A 21,081-nucleotide genomic window follows, 5' to 3' on the forward strand; every position below is an offset into this window, starting at 1 on the left:
GTTTTTAGCATTAAAAATTAGGATTACCATATACCTGTACTTCCGAAATAGCCATAAATTTACCTCCTACCCAGTTTTCTAAACATTCGATTCTAAGATATCGTACAGCAGGCTTTTCTAAAGCAATTTCGTAATCGGCACCATCTCTGGCAGCTATTAAATCATCATTATTTTCTTGTCCATAAGGCAACCCTGAAGGTTTTTTTATTTCGTACTCACCCATTAAGGTCCAATTACTATTTAAAGTACCATCATTTAAGGTATTACTACCCCAGATTCTAAACTTTTTTACAGCTCCCAGATAGTAATACATTCTCTGGCCTCCAATAGGTTCAGAAAAATTCCACATTCTAATACGGCTTAACTTAGTAATTTTCCCAATATCAAAAGTCACCAAATGATTGCCTACATCTACCGTTCTATCGGTAAAATAAGAGCCCCAGTATTCTAAAAATTGTCCATCCCACAAATTGGTAACCGGGTAAGCATTATCAATTGTTTTAGTATCATTATTAAGATGTAACGTGACAAAAGCGGATTTTGGCATCATTACTTCAAAAAACGGTTCAATATTAGTAAATAAAGTATCTGTATAATTGAGCCATTTATCTCTGATAACTATAGCAAAATCTTGTTTGACCGGTTCCATACCTCTCAGACTTCGTCCGATATGATCTACCGAAGTATAGATACTAGTAGGCAAAGGCACCCAGTCACCTTTTAGATCTTTTTGCATCACTAAAATACCTATTTCTTCCTTTGTTGTGTTATCAGCAGTAATGCGGATACCTCCAAAGTCCGGCTTAACACTTAAAGAATCAAAAATATCAAAGATTGGTGCCTTTGAAGGAGCTACGGTAACCGTAACCGGTTTAGATTCTGTTTCGCTCTTATTAACCGCATAAATTTTGACTTCTGTTTTAGACTGACCCGCAAAACCTTCTAAAAGCATGGAATTAGAATAATAGGAAGATTTAACTTCCATAGGCCTGCCATTTTCCAACGTATATCTCGCAACAACATAAAGCAGGTCATCATCTGAAGGCAATGTATAGGTGAGTCTTGCTTTTCCCTGTAAATTCTGTACGATAACATTGGTTACTTCAGCAGGGGGATTTGAATTGTTTTCTAAAGGTTCAGGCTCCTGATTGTCATTGCAGGAAGTAACAGCCAGAATTAAGGACATTACAAATAATCTTGTGAATGATTTTATAATTCGTTTCATAATTTTATTTTTTTATGATTATTACCAACCTGGATTCTGAATCAGATTTGGATTTTGAATAAGTGTTGTTTCGTCAATTGGCCAAAAATAATCCCTGGGTGCAATAAAACGTTGCTGGTTTAGAGTGCGTACCTGATAATAGGCTCCTTCGGTAACTCCAAAAACATTCCACCCTTTTACTGGTTCATTAAATTCCTGATTTGCTTTTTTCCATCTTCTGATATCCCAGTAATTTTTACCTTCATAAGCCATTTCAATACTGCGTTCTCTGTGAATAATTTCACGCATACCTTCCTTAGTAGTATATTTTCCTGGATTTATTGAAAAGTTAGTCCAGGACTCCACCACTCCTTTTAATCCTGCACGTTTACGTATAATATCCAGATATTGCAGTACTTCACCTGAAGCCGCTATTCCATCCGCTTCATTAAGTGCTTCGGCATACATTAGATATAAATCAGCCAAACGTAATTCTGGCCAGGCATATTCTTTGTATAAACTTCCATTTCCAAAATGTTGTTCCCAATTCACCAGTTTTTTAATGTAGTAACCTGTAATATTAAAATCAAAAGCATCTGCGCTTCCTGCATAATCCTGATATTTTGCTTTGATATAATATTTCGTCTCATCAGAACCGCTGTCATATTTATAGAAAATAGCTCCGTCGAAACCTAAATCAGCATAAAAACGAGGCTCTCTGTTGAAATTTAAAATTGAAGTACGGTACCCTTCTTTAATGTCGAATTTATCTGCCGCCGTTGCTTCTCTTATTTCTGTAATATCACCAAAGGTTAAGGTTTTATCCTCTTCAATAGGAACTCCGTTTTTAGTATAAAAATTAGAGGCAGATTCAATCGTAGGCGAAAGTACTTTTCTGGCACGTGTATGAGTAATCGTATTATCAAGAGGCATCATGCAAAGTCGCTGTAGTTCGTAAGTACGGCTATTAGGATTCGCCCAGATTACCTCATCATTCCAAGGTTCAGTTACTGCCTGTGTTATATTAAGTTTCGTTTTAGCAGTCTGCGAAATGGTAAAAGCAATATCGTTTTTATAGAAAATTTTATGTCCTGCACTTTCTGCGGCTATTATAGCTTCTTTAGCCGCATTTGCAGCCCTTTTCCATTTGTTTACATCGTAAGTTGTATTAAAGAATGGAGTTCCGTCTTTTGTATTAAATCCTGCCATATCAGAATTTCCATTAAATAACGGACTTGCAGCCATAAGAAGTAATTCAGCTTTAATCCCTAAAACTATAGGTTTTGTAATTCTTCCAAGTTCATTTTGAGTATCGGCAATTTGAGAAGGCAGTGCAATTGCAGCCTCGTCTAATAAACTTACTAAATAATCAACTGTTGAATCAATAGGCTCTCTTGCTACCTGAATTTGTTCTACAGGAGCATCGATAGGCAGACTAACACGAATCACCGGAATTGGTCCATACATTCGCATTAAATAATAATGATAATATGCTTTTAAAAATTTAGCCTCGCCTATCCATCTTAAACGTTCTGCCTCTGACAAATCTGCTACTTTACTTCTGTCTTCTACATTTTCCAGAAAAACATTACAGTGTCTTATTCCATCAAAAAGCGGATAACGGTCTGATGGTCCTGCTGCCTGATAATTCCCTTCCCAGGCATTCATATACGGGCTTGATTTTCTTTGTGTACCTGTTGCAATATTAAAGGCATAGCTTGTTATAGCTGCACGATTTGGTGCCACCCATGTTTCGTCCCCGGCCAGCATTCCTATATTATAGATTCCATCTCCATTTTTAGGAATATACGAATAACAGGTAAATAAATATTTCTGAGCCTCATTTCTTAATTTAAAAGCATTTTCCAATGTCGTCACATTATCAGGTACTACATCCAGAAAATCTTTTTCACATGATTGTAAACCTGCTAAACAAAGTATTGCCATTATGGTTCCAAAATACTTTCTTCCTTTTTGAAGGCTTGTTTTTGCTGAAATTATATTTTTAATTTTCATTACTTTATCTTTTTAAAAATTAACTTTTAGACCCAAATTGTAAACAGACTGAATTGGATATCCTAAACCATTTCCTCCCATTTCCGGATCCCACATCTTGAAAGCGCTCCAAACAGCAAGATTACTTCCGTTAATATAAATTCTGAGGTCTTGCAAACCAAGTTTGGTATTAAAGTTTTTAGACGCATTATAACCAATTTCCACAGACTTTAATCTTAAAAATGAACCATCACGCATCCACCAGGTTGATACCTGATTATTATTCTCAACAAGTTTATCACTTAATCTTGGCCAGAAAGCATATAAATTTCTATTATCCTCAGACCAATGATCTTTTGCCACTACATCTAATAAATTATTCTGATACGAACCGTCTAATACAAATGGGGCAATATTTTCTGAGTCTATAAAAAAAGAAGTTCGGGCTGCTCCCTGAAAGAAAATACTAAGATCAAATTTTTTATAGCCAACTGTACCTCCAAAACCGTAAACAATTTCTGGTGCTGTAGGGTAGCCTAAAGGAACCATATCACTGGGAGTAATTTCTCCATCGCCATTAACATCACGGTATTTAATATCTCCCCCTGTATAATCTCCAAATTGTTTTGGTGAATTATCAACCTCATTTTGATCTACAAATAAACGCTCAGCAATATAACCGTATCTCTGATCAAAATTCTGACCTATTCTTGAGCGATATCTCATATTCTCAGGAAAATTAATTTCATCGAATACTAAGATTTTGTTTGTTGCAAACGTAAAATTTCCTCGTAATTCTGTATACCAATCCTGATTCAATTGTTTATTAAAAGTAACAGCTAAATCGAGCCCTTTACTTTCTATTTCTCCAAAATTAGTTACAGGCACTGCGGTAAGTCCCATTGTCGAACCTATATTGCTTCTTGCCTGAAGAATATTGGTACGATGCTGTTTGTACACATCAACAACAAAATTTAAAGAATTAAAAAATTGCAGGTCTAAACCTAAATTAATTTGAGTAGATTCTTCCCATCCAATATTTTCATTTGCATAGCGGGCAACATACACTCCTGGCTGATAATAATTATATTGCTGCCCAAAAGCTGCTCCATAATTATCATCTCCTATTTTCACATCAGATAAATAAAAGAAACGCTGATTAACATCCCCAATCTGGTCATTACCTACCAAACCATAAGTAGAACGTATTTTAAAATTAGTTACTACGTCCTTAATTGGCTCCCAGAATTTTTCATTCGAAACGTTATAAGCAAAACCTATCGAAGGGAAAAAACCATACCGATGTCCTTTTGCAAATCGTTCAGAGCCATTGTATCCAAAATTAAATTCAGCAAGATATCTATTATCAAATCCGTAAGTAAACCTTCCGGAAATTCCAAGATTTCTAGAGGGCAAAGAACCCTCTAATGAGCCTTCATTTCCTTTCTCATAACTTGACATTAGACTGGTTATCATACCTGTCACAGCATGTTTGTCATTAAAAGTCCTGTTATAATTAATTGTTCCTTGAAGATAAATACGAGAGTCTAATGATTTAGTCCCCTGTGCATAATCTAAATATTCTGTTCCTGGAAGGCCTACAGAACTTTTTCCACCATCATTCAATACCTGCAATGCAAGCTCGCCTGTTTCAGGACTTATATAAGACATATAATAAAATGGATTATATTGTCTGGCAACATCAAAATAAGAATATCTTCTAATATAAGCCATTGCATTAACACTAAGTCCTTGTGTTAAAGACTTTAAATCTTGCTGGAGTTCAAGCTGAGTTTGAATCGTTGAAGCTTTAGATACTTGGTATCCTTTAACCATTTGTGCATAAGGATTAACTAAAATAGAACTCGCAGTTCCTCCTGTCAAAGCGCCCCCAAATAGAGGATGCTCAACATACGGCAAATAACTAGATGGATATACTTTTGCAAATGCAACCGGATTTGACCACATAGTAAGATTAAAGATATGGGCTCCTCCAGAAGTTTTATTTCCTTTTTTGTCAAAACCACCTATAGGCCCATTATAATCATCAAACTGCCCATAAAATCGAATAATTGCTTTTGTAGTAGGCGTCAATGACATATCGACATTTGACCTCATAGAATAATTTCTTAATTTAATATTACTATTAAAGTCATTAACACCATCAACATTTAAAACCCCATTATCTACATTGTAGGTACCTGCGACATAGTATCTTGCTTTTTCTCCACCCCCGCTAATATTCAGATTATATCCCTGGTTAATGGTATAAGGTTTAATCAATTCATCAATCCAGTTATTACTTGGATATAAATAAGGATCATCGCCGGCGGCAGTCCTTGCAATTTTATTTTGGTTGTAAATATCCCCCCGTTCCGGATTACGTGTCCTTACAGCCTCATTCGCTAAATTCATGTAAGTGATATTATCTGCAAAATCAAAATTTTTGGTATTAGACGAAACTCTTGATTCTACCCTAAAATTAAATTTTGTAACACCATTTTTACCCATTTTTGTTGTAACCAGTACAACTCCATTAGCTCCTCTGGCTCCATAAACTGCAGCTGCCGCCGCATCTTTCAATACCGAAAAACTGTCTATATCATCCGGTTGCAAACGAGCCAAATCATTTGTAGTCGACTCAATTCCATCAACTAAAATCAATGGATTAGAAGCTCCTGACCCGAAAGATCCTAAACCACGAATAAAAAAGTTTGCGTTATCATTTCCTGGTTCACCACTGCGCTGATAAGCTATTAAACCTGACACCCTTCCAGCTAACATCGTAGTTAAGTTACTGGTAGGGCCCTTGAGCTCTTTTGGCTTAATTGTAGTAATAGAACTCACCATACTTCCTTTCTTTTGAGTTCCAAAACCAACAATAACGACTTCCTTGAGACTATTATCAGTTGGAATTAATTTTACATTTATAACGCTGGTACTGCCTACCTTAATTTCCTGAGTATTGTAACCTACAAAAGAAAACACTAAAATGGCTTCATCTGAATCCACTTCTATTGAGTAATTACCATCCATATCCGTAATTACCGATTTTCGGGTTCCTTTTATTATTACATTGGCGCCCGGAACTCCCATCTGTTCGTCACCCGAAATCACTTTTCCTGTAATGAGTCGCTGCTGCTGTAATAAGTTGCTAACTGATGATGGATGATCTGCCAATTTCATCGCATAAATAGCATTTGTGTTGAAGACTATCATTATAGCCATTAGAAATTCAATCCTTATCATAAGAGACTGAATCAAATAGTTTGTTTTCATTTTGGTTTTGGTTAAAGGTTAGTAAATGTTAAAAAGTTTATTTCATTCTGATTTATTTAAAAGGTTACTTTTTTATAAGTGTGCTTTAAACATTTATAAATTTTAATAAATTTTTTTAAGTGAAATCATAAAAGCTGACTGACTAAAAAGTAAGTGCATTTCTACAACACTTTTGTTAAATTGATAACAACTACGTATAAGTGTTATTTTTACATTTGTAAAATAAGGATAAAAAGTTAAGCATGGAGGGGGGTAAATTGGAAAAAAAAAGGGGGTATTTTTACATTAAAGAACAAATTAGAGTCAAAAAAAATAAAAAATAAACAAATTTTCATATTATTTAATTAATTTATAATTATATATTAACATAAAAAAAATAATAAATATAATTTCATATTTATCATATTGAAACCAATAAAATTGATGATCTTTCATCAGTACGGTTTTATATGAAAATACCGCCCCACTATACTTAGATGTACCAAACTGTAATATCCATAAAACATAATTTTTGTTTTTAGCATATGCAGAAAAACCGGCTCAGGATATGACACACTTTTGCAAAATATTGTCTGAAAGAAATAAAATTTTAACAGAAACAAAATTTATAATTGTATTTTTTACACTATTGTTTGAAAAAATGATTATATTCGACAAATAGATTAATAACAAATGAAAGCAGAAACAGAGAATACCGCAATTGATTTACAAATAAATTCAAGTATTCCTAAATATATACAGATCGCTAACAGCATTGCGGATGATATTCAGAAAGGAAAATTTGTAAGTGGTGGACGTCTCCCATCGATAAGAACTATCAGTAATAAAAATGCCGTCTCACGTGATACTGCTGAAAAGGCTTATAAAGAATTACGAGATCGCAATTTAATTTATTCGGTTACGGGACTTGGGAATTTTGTAGAATCAAAAGATCTTAATTCTGGTATTAATGTTTTTTTTCTTATAAATAAGCCTTGTACCTATAAAATGGAAATTTATAATTCATTTGTAAGTGCATTGGGAGAAAGTGGTCAGGTTGACATGTACCTTTACTATTGCGATGAACAACTTTTTATTAATGCTATAAAGAAAAACATAAATAATTACAATTATTTTGTCATCATGCCTCACTTCAGAGACGCAAAACAAAGCCATATCAACCATACACCCGTAACCATTAAAGCAATTAATTCTATCCCGAAAGAAAAATTAGTTCTATTGGATAATTCACATTCTGAAATTTCGGGAAGTTTCCCTGTCATTTATCAGGATTTTAAATTAGATGTCATTAACGCTCTTAACGAAGGTGCTGAAAAATTAAAAAAATATAAAAAAGTAATTCTGGTATATCCCACCAAAGCTGTATTTCCTTATCCGGTTGGACTCTTAGAAGGATTTATAGAATTTTGTTCCAATCATAAATTTGAATCTCGAATTATGGAGGAAATACCTACTGGCCTGGAATTTACATCAAAAGATGCATATATTATTATTGAAGATAACGACTTGGTAAATCTGGTACAGCAAACCAAAGTAAAAAAACTTAAAATAGGTGATGATATTGGAATTATCTCTTACAATGATACTCCCCTAAAAGTTTTATTAGATATTACGGTATTGAGCAGTGATTTTATAACAATGGGTAAAAAAGCCGCTGAAGCCATACTTAACAAAAGAAAAAACCACTTTAAAAATCCGTTTCTATATATCGAACGTAATTCACTGTAAAATCGTATTTATTTCGAATTTGTATTTTGATTCAAGGATTATTAAAAAATCAAATATGCTTCAACGCCTCAATAAACGAAACGAATATGAGGGCAATGGTATTAGACAGGCCTCGTACCGAATGATTATCAAGGCACATTCATAATATAACAGTCGCTTGTTTTTTACTAAAATTGGTGAATTTTAGTAAAAAACAAGCATAAAATACTCGAAAAGAGTCAAAAAAGAAGTTTTTCCTTTAAATACAATACTAAAAATAACACGTTTAAGAGTTTCAATACTAAATTCCAATTTTTATCATCACTAAAGATTTTGAGGGTTTTTAAGCCGTCTCAAACCAGTTTGGCTAAAATAAAACTGCTTTTTGAATCAAAAAAATATATTAACAATAAAAACGACCAATTTTGAATCTTAAAATTGGTCGTTTTTGCTATATTTTACTCAAAAGCGGACTCACTTCTAAATTTTCCATTGTGACAAAATCGGTACATATTATCTATCGCTTTTAATCAGAAGAAAATCAACTGTATCATCAAATTGGTCCACTGAACGATATAAATAGCATGAAATACCTTTAACTTTTACACAGGTTTCATAAATCCCCTAACTCAGTCCTACCCTATTCTTTCTCTTTTTCAGATCTGAGATTTAATCATTTGGAAAAGTTTAAATACTCAATGGTGAATCGTTGCATCATCAATTTCTATTTCTTGTATTTTCATTATTTTCATTATTTCCATTATTTCCACAACAACTCTATAACTCCATTCAAATTTGTAATTTGAAATAAACCGAATTAAGAATAATAGCTTTGGGACAACAATGACCTATAGCACCCATTTAATATTTTTTGAATTTCTAAAGGCAATAAGATACATAGATACAAAAAAGCCGTTTTTTGTAATTTTATAAAAAAATTATTCGTTTCTATCACTCTTAACCAAAAGTTTTGGTCTTAAAGTAGAATTCGATATTATCCAGCCAGTTCGATAAATCCAATCGGTCATTTTATACAATTTGGCAAAATCAATATTTTCGAACTCATCCATTGGAGTATGATAATCACTGTGTAGTACGCTGGTAAAAAAAACAGCTGGAATATTTCTTCTGGCATACGGCAGATGATCCGATCTAAAATAAAAAAACTCTGGATGTTCCGGTCTGTCCCAAAGCTTGTCTAATTCAAATTTCGGACCTTCTTCATTGGCTTTCTTAGCAGCGCTCACAAGATCGGATGAATTTTGATGCGGATCGCTTGAACCTAAAAGTGCTGCCTGATTGATATCATTCCTTCCAATCATATCGCCGTTCAAAACCGCAATTATATCTTTTTCTGGCACCGTTGAATGCGAAGCATACCAGGTTGAGCCTAATAAACCTCGCTCTTCTGAACCGTGAAATACAAATAAAGCAGATCTTTTTGCGGGTTGTTTTTTATAAGCTCTCGCTATAGCTAGCATAGCCACACAAGTACTGGCATTATCATCTGCTCCGTTATAAATCGAATCCTGGCCGTATTTCTGTCTAACACCATCATGATCCTGGTGACCGCTGAAAAGAACATATTCCTTTTTTAATTTAGGATCTGTACCCTCGATTTTTCCAACTACATTTACCGAAGGATATTGGTAGGTTTCTGAAATTACTTCAGCTGACAAATGTTCTTTAGTATTTTTTAGAAATTCTAATTGATCGTTATGAACCCAAAAAGCAGGCATTCTAGGAGGCTCTGGTATTTTATCACGGTATCCCTCAATACCATAAACACCTCGTTTCAGCTGTGGTTCAACTTCAGACCAGCTTTTTTCGCCTAATTGATCCGCTACAATAATAAGAGCTGCAGCGCCTCTATAAGCTAAATCTTCATAATATTTTTGTTTGACAAATCCTGGATAACGTCTCTCGAAAAGCGAAATATCATCAGAAATTCCTTCCTTAGAAGCCAGTATTACAACCGCTTTTCCTTTTACATCTGCTATTCTGATTTCTTCAGCAGAAGCGTTAGCTAAAAACAATATTGGCGCTTCCACTTTTTTTGTAGTCGTTTCGGCAACTAGTACCTCACTCCATAATTTAAATTCTTTTTCACCGATTTTAAATCTTGTGTTTTTGGTAACCTGATGTCTGTATAAATTAAAAAATTGAAAAAAAGTGCCATCATCTCCGGCGGGTAACATACCGGCTTGTCTGGCTTTCTCTGCCAGCCACATAGAAACTTTTATCTCATCTAAAGTTCCGGCTTCACGACCATTAAAATGATCACCAGCCATTTGATACATATCGGTTTTAAGGTCCTTTAAAGTAATCGCACTGACCAAAGGTTTTTTGATTGTCTGCGAAAAAATTACGTTACAGCCTAAGCTGAATAATAAGAATAACTTCTTTCTCATACTATAAAAATCAAATTATACATTGAATATCTTTTAATGAAAAAAAGAAGGGCTGAAAAAAAAGACAAATCTATATTTTTATAAATATACTTCAAAAAAAAATCAAATTTTAATTGTAATCTGCTGAATTTTTAATTAAAACAAGAGTTAACCTACAATATCACAAACAGAACTGTAATACACCATTGAATCTTTTTCAAAATCACCTTAGTTATTTTTTCAATATCTTATTATTTTGATTATATCCTGCTAAAACAGCAATTTTAGAAGCATATTATCGACCAATAATCTTAAATTAAAAAAAAATAAATAATATTGCTGAATCGATTGTTTCTTAAAAAAATGGCTCAAAACTCAAATAGCGACGAAAAAAAACTTCTGCTTGAATTATCTCAGGGAAGCGAGTTCGCTTTTACAAACCTATACAATCGATACAAAAATATTGTTTACTCAACAGGATTAAAAATTACAAAATCAAAAATTTTAGCAGAAGAAGCGGTTCAGGATATCTTTTTGAAGATCTGGCAGAATCGTGAAAATTTAGCCGAAATATCTAATTTTGAGAATTATATTTTCATTATTTCTCGCAATCATTTATTCAATTCAATTAAAAAAATTGCTAGAGAAACTTCTGTCAGATCAGAGATCAGCCTTACTGATACAGGTTTGGTCGACAGCGACATCAGCATAAAAGACGAACAGTACAATACGATCTTAAATAAGATAATAGAACAACTTCCTCCGCAGCAGCAAAAAGTGTATCAAATGGCTAAGCGGGATGGTTTGAGTCATCAAAAAATTGCTGAAGATTTAGGAATTTCTACCGAGACTGTAAAAAAACACATGGCACAGGCCTTAAAATTTATACGGTTAAAAATTTCTCCATACATGAACATATTCCTATCGCTTCTTGTGTTTTTAAAATTATAATTACAGGTATTTCTCTCAAAAAAACCTTGTTTTACTTTTTTTTACATTTTTTTTACATTTTTTTCACTTTCGACTACTCCATGCCCTTTTTTAAATTGTCTTTATATAAAAAGAGCCAATTTAAAGTTGGTTTACCCTTAAAAAAGAAGGTCTGAAAAAAAATCTATCATTAACAAACAAGAACTAATTTAATCTACGAAAAAATGTCGCAAAAAAAATTCGAAGAATTATTTGAAAGCTATCTGAAGGATAAGTTATCTGAAGCAGAACAGCAGCAAATGATGGAAATAATTCAGCAGGGGACTTATGATGATTTTCTTAAAGAAAAAATTCAAAATATGCTGGAAAAAGATGAGGTGACAGAGGTAATAGATAAGAAACAGGGAGATGATATTCTTCAGTACATTTTATCCAAACCAAGTACAGAATGTAAAGTTTTGCCTTTAAAGCCAAGGAAACGAAACAGAAAAAAAATACTGCAATCTATCTTAGCCGCAGCAAGTATTATTGCATTGGCAGCAATTGGAAATTCATTATTCTTTAAACCACAATCACCTACTGCTGAACCTGTTATTAATAAAGAAATTGCTACAGAAAATACTTTAATCGATTTTAGCGGCAAACAATTGATTCACCTGCCAGATGGAAGTACAGTTATTTTAAACGATAAAAGTAGCTTAAAATACGATCAGCGTTCTTTTAACAATAAAACCCGTGAAGTAACACTTACCGGAGAAGCTTTTTTTGACATTAAAAGAAACGAAACAAAACCTTTTATTGTACATACCGGTAAGGTACAAACAAAAGTTTTAGGTACGGCATTCAATATCAATGCACGCAATTCATCTAAAAACATAGAAGTTACAGTAACCCGTGGTAAAGTTCAGGTTGGAGATACAGAAAAAATATATGGCGTAATTACTCCTAACCAACAGATTAAGGTGAACAAAAGCACCTTGGATTTTGAACAGAATAATGTAAGTGCAGCCGTTGTAACCGAATGGAAAAGCAAATACCTGATTCTGGATGATATTAATATGGAAGAAGCAATTGCCTTGATTTCTCAGAAATACAAAGTACAGATTTCATTGGCAAACGAAAAGATTAAAAATTGCAGAATTACGGCCAGCTTCTTAAATGATGAAGATCTGGATCATGTGCTAAAAGTTATCAGCAGTGTTATTGAAACAGAATATCGTTACAATAAAACAGGGTCTGTTATTTTAGACGGAAAAGGCTGTGAATAAATATTTATATTAAAAAAAAATAGATTGATAGCCAGCTAACCTCCTACTTAGATGGCATCAAATAGTAGTAACCAAAACCAGTAGTATAAGATTAAAACAAAAAAAACCATCCGGCTCCTACACCAGATGGCTCAGATTTTTAACAATTAAAACCAGTAACCATTAAAAAACAAGCAAATTTATGAAATTACGCTGTAAAACAACCATGCTTGAAAGAGAAAAGAGCAATTCTTTGTTCGGACTTTCAAAAAAAACCATTATGATCATGCGAATCAGTTTATTCCACATTTTTTTACTCACCTGCGGTACCCCAATGGTATTTGCAAATGAAATGAACGGTCAGAGTTTAGACAATATATCTGTTGATATTGAGCTTCATAATCAGGACATTAAAACCTTATTTAAGACTATTGAAAATAAAACAGGATTACTGTTTGCCTACCAGCCACAGATGATTGCTAATTTTCCGAAGATTTCAACATCGCGAGGAAAACGTGCCGTAAGTGAAATTTTGGATCGCGTACTTGAAGGGAGTAATCTAGGATATAAGCAAGTAGACAAAAGTGTGGTCATTTATAAGAAAGAAACGGTTAAAACAGAAATTGGTTCATCCGGAAAAAATAATGTACCAGAAAAAGACCGTACAATTACTGGAAAAGTTTTGGATGAAAAAGGATTTCCATTACCCGGTGTTTCTGTTTTACTTGTAGGAAGTAATAAACACGGTGTAACTGATTTTGACGGGCAATTTTATATTGATTTACCATCTGGAAAGCATACCCTTAAAGTTACTTATCTAGGCTACAAAACACAAGAAATTACTGTCGAAAACCAAAGTTCAGTAGTGATACAATTACAGCCTGATTTAGCCAAATTAGATGAAGTTGTTATTATTGGATACGGTACAACAACAAAAAGAACTACCACGGGATCTGTAGTTAAAATTACGGCTGAGGATATAGAAAAACAACCCATAACAAACATTCTGCAATCATTACAAGGACGAACTGCCGGGGTTTTTGTAACGCAGACTTCCGGATATGCAGGAAGCGATATGAATATTAGTATACGTGGTCGAAATTTTATTCAGGGAGACAACCTTCCTTTTTATATTATAGACGGAGTTCCTTATATAGGTGATGATATAAAAGAACAATCACAAAAAGATGGAGGTCAGGCAAATATGCAAGTGGTCAGAGGAGCACAAAAAAGAACAAGTCCATTAAACATTCTTAATCCAAATGATATAGAAAGCATTGAAATTCTTAAAGACGCTGATGCTACGGCCATTTACGGTTCAAGAGGAGCGAATGGTGTTGTACTTATTACAACCAAAAAAGGAAAGGCAGGAAAAACAGAATTTACTATAACGACAAACTCCGGGGTTTCTGAAGTAGCCCACATGGTAAAAACATTAGATACCCCTGCTTACCTCAATATGTTGCAAACTGCCTTAGACAATAATGGTGATGTTGCAGATGTGGACAGTAACGGTATTGCTATTACAGACTGGGATCCTAATGCATACACCAACTGGCAGGAAAAACTGATAGGCGGTACAGCAAACTTCAATAACTATTCAGGTTCCCTAAGAGGTGGAAATGATGAAACAAACTTTCTTTTAAGTGCCGCTTACCACAAAGAAACTACTGTTGTACCCGGAGATTTCACCTACGATAAATTCTCTACTAATTTTAATGTAAATCACAGCACACTAAATAAAAAATTAAAAATAGGAGCATCTGTCCTTTTCGCTACAGATCATAATCAGCTTCCATTTTTTGATATTACAACTTATGCAGTAGGTACTGCTCCAAACCGCCCAACTTATAATGCAGATGGCAGTTATTACTGGTCTCCGGATTATTTTAGTGACATTAACCCTCTTGCAGCTCTAGGGAAAAGAGTTGATGATAAAGGAATTAACTTAATTAGCAGTTTAACCCTTCAATATGAAATTGCTAAAGGGCTTTCTTTTAAAACAGATTTGGGGTACGGAAGAGCTCAAATGCTTACAAAGCAGTTTCTGCCTGCATCTGCCAGTAACCACGTGTATGATGAAGCAAATGGATATGATACATCAAGATCTTATACTACTTCAACAAACAATACCAACAATTTTACCATAGACCCTCAGCTTAATTATACAACCCAATTATGGAAAGGTAACCTTACAGCCCTTGTTGGAGGATCCTGGCAGGACAGAAAAGCTGAAATGCCGGTTTATTTAAGCGCTTCCGACTATTCTTCGGATAACTTAATTGGTAATGTAGGGGCTGCGGGAACAATATCTGCATCTAATGGAAGCTCAGAATACAAATACCTTTCGCTTTTCAGCAGACTTAATTATAATATTGAAAACAAATACATTCTGAATGTTAACTTCAGAAGAGATGGTTCTTCTAAATTTGGTGCTAATAACCGTTATGGAAATTTTGGTTCTGTTGGAGGGGCATGGATTTTTACTGAAGAAAAGTTCTTAAAGGACAACTCATGGTTAAGTTTTGGTAAAATCCGCTCTAGCTATGGAGAAATCGGAAGCGACGAGATTGGAAATTACAGATATGCTGATACTTATGAAGCCCGTACTTATGGTGTTGGAAATCCTTCTATGGTTGCTACCAAAATTGCCAATCCAAATATTAAATGGGGACTTACCAAGAAATTTGAAGCAGCTTTAGATTTAAGTTTCCTTAAGGATCGTATTTCTTTTACTACAGCTTATTACAAAAATAGTTCCAGTAATCAATTGGTCGATTATACACTTAGTCCACAAGCAGGATTTACCACTTACACAGCAAATTTACCTGCTCAGGTTGAAAATCAGGGATGGGAATTTACATTAAGTACAACAAACATCCGTACCAAAGATTTAACGTGGTCAACTTCTTTTAACATTTCGACTAACTCCAATAAATTAGCCAAATTTGATGGTATTGAATTTACCAGTTATTACTCTCAATACGTTGTGGGCAGACCTTTAGGTGGCCGTTATTTATATACTTATACAGGCAATATTAATGGAAAACCACAATTTAAAGATGCAAATGGCGATGGAAAAATTTCCCGCGGGTTTGCAGATACAAAAGTGGGTGACTTAGAATATTATGGCCCAGCATATCCGCAATATTATGGCGGTATCTCGAATACAATTAGCTATAAAGCCTTTACTCTTGACTTTTTATTCCAGTTCGTAAAACAGGATGGCACTACATTAATGGCTACTCAGGGTGCACAGCCAGGTTATCCTTACAGTACTGCTAATTTTCAGGTAGATGAGTATAGAGATTATTTAGCGGAAGGAAATGCCCTAAGCTCAGGTTATCAGAGAGGCTTCTATGACTATATTGGTTCAAATGCTACTATGATAGATGCATCTTATATAAAACTTAAAAATGTGAATGCCTCTTATCAGGTTCATCTAAGTGAAGGAACTCAGAAATATATAAAAGCAATCCGTCTTTCGCTTCAGGGGCAGAATTTAGTAACCTTTACGAAATACAAAGGGCTTGATCCGGAAACACCAGGCTTGGCATTGCCTCCGTTACGCACCATCACTTTTGGAACTCAGTTTACATTTTAATTCTACAAATTATGAAAAATATTTTCACTAAATATATCTATATATTTTCGTTTTTTCTTTTAGCAGGACTTACAGGCTGTGACGATATGCTGGATGTCGACCTTGCTGTTAACGAAATATCATCTGAAACTGTATATATTTCAGATCCCACAGCAGATGCTGCTGTAAACGGAATTTACCAGAGTATGGTTGCCGCAGTATACTACAATAATGTACATAGCATTCTTGGACAGACTTCTGACGAATTAATACCTCAAAATGGTATTGCAACTGTTTATAGTAGCAATGAAATTGAGGAAATTGATGGTACCATAGGCTCTATGTGGACAGAATTATACAAAACAATTTATAATGCCAACAATGTTATTGAAGGAGTGAGTAAAAGTACGGCTCTTAATCCTGTTAAAAGCAAACAATGGATTGCAGAGGCAAAATTTTTAAGAGCCTATTGTTATTTTTACCTGACTAATATTTGGGGTGATGTACCATTAGTACTCACTACAAATATTGATGTTTCTGCATTGTTACCGAAATCATCTCAAGAAGCTGTTTATGAACAAATTATACTTGATTTAACTGAGGCTTCAAAAGATCTTCCAACGGATTATACAAAATATAAAGAACAACAAAGAATCAGAGCTACAAAATGGGCTGCTGAGGCTTTGCTTGCACGAGTAAATTTGTATTTAGGAAAATGGACTGATGCAACTACACATGCTACTGCAGTACTAAACGAAACGGGAACTTACAAAATAATTACAGGTTTGAGTGAATCAAACAGTCCGTTTATTTCAGACAATGAGGAGTCTATTCTTCAAATACCTTATTATAATGTCAATTATACTTATGAAGGTGCTTTTGTATTTACAACCGCTGGTCGGTCATTATTAAGAAAAGGAAATGCCCTTTTTGAAACCGGTGATGACAGAAAGACAAAGTGGACAATTGATATTAAAGATAGAAACGGTGCATTTTTAGGTATTGCACCATATAAGTACAAAGTTAATTTTGGTAATGCTCTTTCAGAACGCTCAACAGTACTTAGATTGGCAGAGTTGTATTTGATAAGAGCCGAAGCCAGAGTAAAATCAAATGATATTACCGGAGCTCAGGAAGATATCAATGTCATTCGAAACAGAGCTTTATTAGGCAATACTACTTTAACAGATCCTAATCAATTACTGGATTTAATTGCGCTGGAAAGACAACGTGAATTTTTTGCAGAAAACGGACACAGATGGATGGATCTTAAAAGAACCGGAAAACTGGATGAAACCCTCTCTGTTTTATCAGACAAAATCTGGAAAACTACTGACCGTTTATATCCAATACCGGAACAAGCTATTCGCTCTAATCCTTTCTTAAAACAAAATTCAGGATATTAAACACTAAAATTGATGCAAGAATGTGTTTTAGCAAAAATACATTCTTGCAATTTTAAAAAACACTATGGAAACAACAATTGTAAAAGTTGAGGATTTGTCGCATCAATACAGTAAGGATTGGGCAATACAAAACATTAGTTTTGAAATTAAAAAAAATAGAATTCTAGGACTCTTAGGATCTAATGGAGCCGGAAAATCGACCACGATGAATATTCTTTGTGGCGTTTTAAACCAGACGCATGGAAATATCTTTATTGACGGCATTAACCTGAAAGAAAATCCTGTAGAAGCTAAAAAACTAATTGGTTTTTTACCCCAAACCCCACCTTTACATTTAGATTTAACAGTAAACGAATATTTAATTCACTGCGCACAATTGCGACATGTTAAAAAAGAAGATTTACATAATGCTGTTGAAAAAGCCAAAGAAAAATGCGGTATTGCACATTTCAGTCACCGATTAATTAAAAACCTATCCGGTGGATACAGACAGCGTGTTGGAATTGCACAAGCCATTATTCACGAGCCAAAACTGGTAGTTTTAGATGAGCCAACCAATGGACTGGATCCAAACCAAATTTTAGAAGTTAGAAATTTAATTAAAAAAATTTCGGAAGATAAAGCGGTTATATTCTCCTCTCACATTCTTTCTGAAGTTCAGGCTACATGTCAGGATATCAGAATGATTGAAAACGGACACATGGTTTTTGCTGATACGCTGGATGCTTTCAACAATTATATCGAAGCCGATAAATTAACGGCAAGTTTCGAGAATCCGCCAACAATCGACGCCTTAACTGCAATAGATGAAATCACAGCAGCAGTTTATCTTTCTCCTAAAAAAGTACAGATTACTTTTAAAGGCACACAGGAAGTTGCAGAAAAAATTGTAGCACTTAGCGTTTCTAATAATTGGAAATTGCGAGAGATTCAATTCGAAAAAGTATCATTAGACGAAATTTTTGCCCAATTATCAAAAAAAGCACCTGCTAAAAATTCACCTACTTCTTAAAAAATAAATAAATGAAAACAATATACAGAATAGCTAAAACAGAACTCAATACCATGTTTTATTCGCCTGTGGCGTGGGTTGTTTTAGTAATTTTTTCCATTCAGTCGAGTTGGAAATTCTTTGATACACTGGAGCGATTTGAGAAAGCACAAAAAATAGGAGAAGGTCTTGATAACATAACTCAAAGCGTCTTTTCAGGATATAGCGGTCTTTTTACCGAAATGCAAAATTATTTATACTTGTATGTACCTTTATTGACTATGGGGTTAATGAGCCGGGAAATTAATAGTGGTTCTATTAAGCTTTTACTATCCTCTCCCATAAAAATTAGAGATATTGTTTTAGGAAAGTTTCTTGCTATTGCAAGTTACTGTATCTTATTTATGGGAATTCTAGGAATACTAGGAGTGGTAGCGTATTTTTCTATAGAAAATGTAGACGCAACATTTATTTTATCAGGTCTTATAGGGCTTTACCTGTTGGTTTGTACGTATGCAGCCATTGGGCTTTTTATGTCCTGTCTCACCTCTTACCAAGTAGTAGCTGCAATCAGTACTCTAGTAGTGTTGGCGGGTTTAAATTTTATTGGTAAGCTATGGCAAAGTGTTGATTATGTTAAAGACATCACTTACTTTTTATCGATTGCGGGTCGTGCTAACCAAATGATTGAAGGGCTTATTGTTAGTAAAGACGTCTTTTACTTTATTTTAGTAAGTACACTTTTTATTGGATTGAGTGTATTTAAACTACAAACAGGCAGGGATGCACAAACCACTTCAAAGCGAGTGATGAAATATGCTGGCTTGGTGACTGTAGTTCTGGCAATGGGATACATTACTTCTATTGCTCCACTTACTTTTTACAAAGACATGACATTTACCAAAAGTAATACGTTGACCAAAGCTAGTCAGGATATTGTAAGCAAGATAGAAGGACCAATTAAAATAACTACTTATGCTAATTTGCTGGATATAAATTACTTCATGGTTATGCCATATTCTCAAAATCAAGATGTATCTAGTTTTTCACAATATTCTCGATTTCTTCCTCAGTTAAAAATGGATTATGTCTATTATTATGATACGTCTAACAATACAGCACTGTATGACCAAAATCCAGGCTTAAATGATAAACAACTTGCCAAAAAGTTAATTGAAACGCAAGATATTAAGTTAAAAAAACTGTATTCTCCAAAAGAGATTGCCAAAATAATTGATTTGAAACCTGAGCAAAACAGAGTGGTGAGAACCGTTGAGTATAATGGTAAAAAAACATTTTTAAGAATGTTCGATGACTTATTCAAAGTGCCCTTTGAAAAAGAGATTTCCGCTAGTTTAAAACGTTTGATAACGCCTCCTGTCAAAATTGTATTTACTACAGGCAACATGGAACGCAGTATTTATAAAAACGGAGATAAGAATTATAAAATAGGGTTCAACGAAATAACATTCAGAAATTCTTTAGTAAATCAAGGATTTGATGTTGCAGCAATTGATATTAATGCCCAAAATATTCCAGAGCAAACCGATATTCTAGTAGTGGCTGACCCAAAAGCAAAATTAAGTCAAGGCGCAATCGATCGTATCAGTAAATACATTGATCAAGGTAAAAATTTGATGCTTTTGGCTGAACCAGAAACCAATAGCGCATTAGCTGCGATTACTGAAAAGTTAGGTGTAAGCTTCACAAAACAAGCATTGGTTCAGCAAAGTGGAGATAATTCTCCGGATTTTTTAGTGACTGAATTTCAAAAAGGTATTGATACTACTTTGATTAAATTAACTAAAAGCAGTAATCCAATTCCGGTAGTAGGTAGTAGTGGAGTTGCAATAAACAAAAACACAGGGTTTAAAATAACACCTTTGCTTAAAACCAATGCACAACCCGTTTGGGAATCCCAATTAGGAATTAATGCAATAACTGATGATTTAAAAAGAAAACCATCTGCTAAATCAGTGCCTCTTGTAGTGGCTTTGACAAGAAAAATTAAGGGTAAAGACCAAAAGATAATTGTGTCTGGTGATGCAGACTTGATGAGCAATTCGGAATTAAATAGATCGCAAACGGGTACTTTTCAGTTTGTAACCGATGTTTTTACCTGGTTTAGTGATTATAAATTTCCAATTGATACAACACGACCTAAAAGTATTGACAACACCATTACGATAAGCTCAAACCAACTCTATAGTACTAAAATCGTAATTATTGGCTTGTTTCCATTGTTGATTATACTTACAGGTACTTTTATATTGATCAGAAGAAACAGAAGATAAAAATTTCCCCATTGGTGTCGTTAGAAATGATTTTCGATTTGTTTTTTGTCCCCCA

The 21,081-nt window shown here is 34.1% G+C and carries 12 protein-coding genes; 7 read left to right on the plus strand and 5 right to left on the minus strand.

Annotated elements, in window-relative coordinates:
• Positions 1–10: 10 nt before the first annotated feature.
• Genes ACNC7R_RS11770 through ACNC7R_RS11780 form a run of 3 tightly spaced genes read right to left on the minus strand, consistent with a single transcriptional unit; the run spans position 11 to position 6,478 of the window.
• Positions 11–1,225 carry a DUF5000 domain-containing lipoprotein gene (locus tag ACNC7R_RS11770; protein ID WP_417941275.1) on the minus strand — a complete coding sequence of 405 codons (1,215 nt, stop codon included), beginning with the start codon at positions 1,223–1,225 and terminating at the stop codon, positions 11–13.
• A 21-nt stretch (positions 1,226–1,246) separates the two neighbouring features.
• Entirely contained in the window at positions 1,247–3,220 is a 1,974-nt protein-coding gene (locus tag ACNC7R_RS11775; protein WP_417941276.1) for a RagB/SusD family nutrient uptake outer membrane protein, read from the minus strand.
• Positions 3,221–3,232: 12 nt separating this feature from the next.
• Complete coding sequence (locus tag ACNC7R_RS11780; RefSeq protein ID WP_417941277.1) at positions 3,233–6,478, minus strand: SusC/RagA family TonB-linked outer membrane protein; 3,246 nt, start codon at positions 6,476–6,478, stop codon at positions 3,233–3,235.
• 672 nt (positions 6,479–7,150) lie between these two features.
• Here ACNC7R_RS11780 and ACNC7R_RS11785 point away from each other — a divergent pair.
• Positions 7,151–8,206, plus strand: coding sequence for a GntR family transcriptional regulator (locus tag ACNC7R_RS11785; protein ID WP_417941278.1), 1,056 nt, complete (start codon positions 7,151–7,153; stop codon positions 8,204–8,206).
• Positions 8,207–8,698: 492 nt separating this feature from the next.
• Here ACNC7R_RS11785 and ACNC7R_RS11790 read toward each other — a convergent pair whose 3' ends face one another.
• Positions 8,699–8,806, minus strand: coding sequence for a DDE-type integrase/transposase/recombinase (locus tag ACNC7R_RS11790; RefSeq protein ID WP_417943170.1), 108 nt, complete (start codon positions 8,804–8,806; stop codon positions 8,699–8,701).
• A gap of 317 nt (positions 8,807–9,123) precedes the next feature.
• Positions 9,124–10,596 carry a M28 family peptidase gene (locus ACNC7R_RS11795; protein ID WP_417941279.1) on the minus strand — a complete coding sequence of 491 codons (1,473 nt, stop codon included), beginning with the start codon at positions 10,594–10,596 and terminating at the stop codon, positions 9,124–9,126.
• A 342-nt stretch (positions 10,597–10,938) separates the two neighbouring features.
• Between ACNC7R_RS11795 and ACNC7R_RS11800 the strand changes: the two genes are divergently transcribed.
• The 6 genes from ACNC7R_RS11800 (at position 10,939) to ACNC7R_RS11825 (ending at position 21,026) form a co-directional block, all read left to right on the plus strand.
• Complete coding sequence (locus tag ACNC7R_RS11800) at positions 10,939–11,526, plus strand: RNA polymerase sigma factor (RefSeq protein WP_417941280.1); 588 nt, start codon at positions 10,939–10,941, stop codon at positions 11,524–11,526.
• Between the two features lie 203 nt (positions 11,527–11,729).
• On the plus strand, positions 11,730–12,773 hold the full coding sequence (locus ACNC7R_RS11805) for a FecR family protein (protein ID WP_417941281.1): 1,044 nt from the start codon (positions 11,730–11,732) through the stop codon (positions 12,771–12,773).
• A 181-nt stretch (positions 12,774–12,954) separates the two neighbouring features.
• Positions 12,955–16,356 carry a SusC/RagA family TonB-linked outer membrane protein gene (locus ACNC7R_RS11810; protein WP_417941282.1) on the plus strand — a complete coding sequence of 1,134 codons (3,402 nt, stop codon included), beginning with the start codon at positions 12,955–12,957 and terminating at the stop codon, positions 16,354–16,356.
• 11 nt (positions 16,357–16,367) lie between these two features.
• Complete coding sequence (locus ACNC7R_RS11815) at positions 16,368–17,741, plus strand: RagB/SusD family nutrient uptake outer membrane protein (protein WP_417941283.1); 1,374 nt, start codon at positions 16,368–16,370, stop codon at positions 17,739–17,741.
• A gap of 64 nt (positions 17,742–17,805) precedes the next feature.
• Complete coding sequence (locus ACNC7R_RS11820; protein ID WP_417941284.1) at positions 17,806–18,753, plus strand: ABC transporter ATP-binding protein; 948 nt, start codon at positions 17,806–17,808, stop codon at positions 18,751–18,753.
• An 11-nt stretch (positions 18,754–18,764) separates the two neighbouring features.
• Positions 18,765–21,026 (plus strand): Gldg family protein, encoded by a 2,262-nt coding sequence (locus ACNC7R_RS11825; protein ID WP_417941285.1) that lies wholly within the window; start codon positions 18,765–18,767, stop codon positions 21,024–21,026.
• Positions 21,027–21,081: the final 55 nt, after the last annotated feature.

The organism is Flavobacterium adiutor (assembly GCF_048282555.1).
Classification (GTDB): Bacteria; Bacteroidota; Bacteroidia; order Flavobacteriales; family Flavobacteriaceae; genus Flavobacterium.